This is a genomic window from Sphingopyxis sp., from assembly GCF_035565275.1.
Classification (GTDB): domain Bacteria; phylum Pseudomonadota; class Alphaproteobacteria; order Sphingomonadales; family Sphingomonadaceae; genus Sphingopyxis.
In genome coordinates, this window is sequence record NZ_DATMST010000017.1 from 1 (window position 1) to 3,711 (window position 3,711).

The 3,711-nt window shown below is 68.0% G+C and carries 3 protein-coding genes; 1 reads left to right on the plus strand and 2 read right to left on the minus strand.

Going from position 1 to position 3,711, the window contains the following annotated elements; genetic code table 11:
- On the plus strand, positions 1-1,172 hold a 1,172-nt coding region (locus tag VN047_RS01175), incomplete at its 5' end, for a pitrilysin family protein (RefSeq protein ID WP_325539186.1).
- A gap of 4 nt (positions 1,173-1,176) precedes the next feature.
- Here the strand turns inward: VN047_RS01175 and VN047_RS01180 are convergent.
- Positions 1,177-2,439 (minus strand): amidohydrolase family protein, encoded by a 1,263-nt coding sequence (locus VN047_RS01180; protein ID WP_325539188.1) that lies wholly within the window; start codon positions 2,437-2,439, stop codon positions 1,177-1,179.
- On the minus strand, positions 2,436-3,711 hold a 1,276-nt coding region (locus tag VN047_RS01185), incomplete at its 5' end, for an amidohydrolase (RefSeq protein ID WP_325539190.1). The genes VN047_RS01180 and VN047_RS01185, both read right to left, overlap by 4 nt.

The following is a 3,711-nucleotide window of genomic DNA, read 5'->3' on the forward strand; positions in this document are numbered from 1 at the left end:
GACGCGGCGATATCGCCGCGGCGCTGGCGCTGAAGGGCGCGGGCGGACGCAGCGCCGACCGGATCGCGAGCGACATCGCGGCACTCGGCGGCACGATCGGCGCAAGTTCGGACGCCGATGCGACGGTTTTTTCAGTCAACGCCCCCGCCGCCAATATCGAAGCTGCAGCGCGCATTCTCGCGGACGTCGCGATGCGCCCCGATTTCCCCGCGGACGCGTTCGAAGGCCTTCGCGGTCAGCAAGTTTCCGCCATCGCGGTCGCCGCCAAACAACCGATGCAGACCGCAATGCGCGCACTGCCTGCTGCGATCTTCGGCAACGCCCCCTACGGCGCGGTCCCGACTGTCGCAAGCCTCGGCGCGGTGACGCAGGGCGGTATCGCAGCTATCCAGCGCGAAGATTGGGGTCCTAAGGCGGCGACGCTGATCGTCACCGGCGCGCTGACTCCCGAGGCCGGGTTCGCGCTTGCCGAGCGCAGCTTTGGCACCTGGAGCGGCGGCAAGGCGCCCTCCGCGACGCCGCGGGGCAAGGTATCCATCACCCCGCGCGTCGTCGCGATCGACATGCCGGGTGTGGCACAGGCCGCTGTGATCGCCGCGCTGCCCGCCGCCGGACGACGCGATGCGGACTGGCCCTCGCTCCGCGTCGCCAATGCCGCGCTCGGCGGCGGCTTCCAAGGCTGGCTGACGCAGGAGATCCGGGTCAAGCGCGGTCTCACCTATGGAGCCGGCAGCCTGCTCGACAGCCGCCGCGACGCCGCGTATCTGATGGCCGTCACACAGACCAAGACCGCCTCGGCAAACGAGGTGGTCGGGCTGATCCTCGATCAGATCGGCCGCTTCGGTCGCGAACCGGTCGACGCCGCTCGCGCCGGCGAACGCAGCATCTATCTTGCCAACGGCCTGTCGGGGCAGACCGAACGCGCCGCCGGGCTCGCTGACTATCTGGCAACGCTCGTCGCGAGCGGCGCCCCACTCGAAGCGCTGGGCGCCGAGCTGTCGTCCGCGGCTCCGCCCTCGCCCGACCGCATCGCCGCTGCCGTGGCGGCGCACCTGCGCGCCGATCAGGCAACGATCGTCATCGCCGGCGATTCAACGCAATGGGCCAGCGCGCTTCGCGAACGCTTCCCGGCAATCGAACTCGTCGATATCGAAGGAAGACCGCTACCCTGAGCGTTCAGGGCCGGGGCATGTAGCGATCACGCAGATCGAGCGGGCGGGCGGTCAGTGGCTTCTCCACCCCCTCGACGAATACCGCCTGCGGCTGTGACAAGGGTTCGAGCGGGTCGCCGTTCCACAGAACCAGATCGGCCGCGCGGCCCGTCCGGAGCGATCCGATGCGGTCGTCGACACCGAAGACGCGCGCCGGGTTGATCGTGATCGCCGCGACCGCGGCATCGTGGGGCAGACCCCATGCGACGGCATTTCCCGCGCCGTAACGCAGTTCGCGCGCGCGATGCGCGACGCCGCTGCCCGTCTTGATGATGACGGTGACACCTGCAGCGTGGAGACGCGCGGCATTTTCCATCGTCGCGCCGAGCTCGGAGAAGCTGCGCGGCAGGTCGGCGAGCGGGTCGAGGATGACGGGGACTTTCGCTGCGGCGATCTCGTCCGCAACGCGCCACCCCTCTCCCGCACCGTCGACGATGATGCGCAGCTTCTCCTCGCGCGCGACCGCAATCATTTCGCGGATGTCCGATGCGCGGTCGGCTTTGACGATCAGCGGCATGCGCCCTTCGGCTACAGGGACGAGCGCCTCCAGATCGACGCGTGACAGCGTCTGCGGACGGCCTTCGCCCCGGTCGTAAGCCGCACGATGCGCCGCGAAATGGCGCACATCGGCCAGCGTCGTGCGCAATTCGACGATCGCCGAGCCGCGGGCACCGCCCGCGCGCTCGGCACCGCCTTCGCCCATTTCGAGAACCATCGCGGCGCGTGGGCGCGTCACCATCTGCGGCCGCTGGGCAAGGTCGATCACCGCCGCCTGCCCCGCAAACTGCAGCCGGCGCCCACCCCGATCATCGTAGAGCGGGGTAGTTACCGCATGGGTAATGCCTGCGAGCCGCGACACGGGAAGCAGGATCGAATCGGGATTGAGCCCCAGCGAGATATCGAAGCCTGCGCTGATCGACGCGCTGTGTGTTGCGCGGTCGGTGCTCGTCGGAACCTGGCTCACCTCGACCGCGCCCAATGTGCTGTCGGCCTGGATAAAGCCCGGCGTTACCACCCCGCCGCGCCCGTCGATGACGCGCGCATCGGCGGGAACCGCGACGCCAGCGCCGAGCGCCGCGATGCGGCCATTCCGGATGACAATCGTCCCACGCGCAATTTCGCCCGCGCCGGTCATCGTTATCAGGCGCGCATCGACGATCGCGATCGTCTCGCCCGAAGCCGGGGTCGCCAGAAGAAGCGCCGCAAAAGCGGCAAGCCGGCGGGTCATTTCGTCTCTCCGGGTTGGCCGAGCAGGAAGTCCGAGTGACGGCGGTAGGCGGGGTCAGCCCGGTCGAAGACGATGCCGCCGTCGATCCAGACCTTTTCGGCACGCGCATAGATGCTGAACGGATCGTGGCTCCAGAGCACGACGTCGGCATTCTTGCCCGGCTCGAGCGTTCCGACGCGGTCGGCGATGCCGAGTGCCTTTGCCGGATTGGCGGTGAACCAGCGGACCGCATCAGCCTTGCTGATCCGGATGCCCGCGCGCCACGCTGCCGAAAGCGCCGCCGCGGCTTCCTGATTCAGCCGCTGGATCACGATCGGATCGTCCGAATGGATGATCGCGCAGCCGCCCGCCGCGTGGACGAGCGCCGCATTCTCCTCGATCGCGTCGAACACCTCCATCTTGTATCCCCACCAGCTGGCCCAGGTCGCGACGCAGATGTCTTCTTTCACGAGCAGAGGCGCGATCTTGTAGGCTTCGTTCGCATGGTGGAAGGTCCGGATCCTGAACCCGAATTCACGCGCGATATCGATCATGTTCGCCATCTCGTCGGCGCGGTAGCAATGATTCTGGACGAGGATTTCGCCCTTCAGCACACCGGCGAGCGTTTCCAGTTGCAGGTCGCGCTTCGGCGCCTCGCCGGTCCGACCGCCCTTCTCCCACTTGTCCGCGCGGCGCGCATAATCCTGCGCATCTATCCACGCCTTGCGATAGCCCGCGACATTGCCCATCCGGGTTGCCGGCGAGCGCCCGCGACCGCCGTAGACGCGTTTGGGATTCTCGCCGCACGCGATCTTGAGGCCATAGGGAGCCCCGGGGAATTTCATCCCCTGCATCGTTACCGACGGCACATTCTTGAGTGTCACCGTGCGCCCGCCGAACAAATTGCCCGAACCGGGCAGGATCATCATTGTCGTGACCCCCGCCTCGCGCGCCGCATCGAAACCGGGATCCTGCGGCCACACCGAATGTTCGATCCAGACCTGCGCAGTGTTGGGATCGGTCATCTCGTTGACGTCGTTATGCGCCTCGACCGATTCGGGCTGCGCCCACGCGCCGAGGTGCGAGTGCGCGTCGATCACGCCCGGGGTTATCCATTTGCCGCGTGCGTCCACGGATCGATACCCCTCCGGCACCGCGAGCGCGGCGCCGACAGCGGCGATCTTCCCGTCCTCGATCAGCACGGTCCCGTTCGCGATCTCCTCGCCGGTCGCGGTCAGCACCGTCGCGCCGACCAGCGCGACGCGCTCGGCCGCCGGCGCATGATAGGTGCCC

Excerpts from the sequence above, each read along its gene's own strand:
- VN047_RS01180 (WP_325539188.1), bottom strand. The coding sequence starts at position 2,439 with ATGACCCGCCGGCTTGCCGCTTTTGCGGCGCTTCTTCTGGCGACCCCG.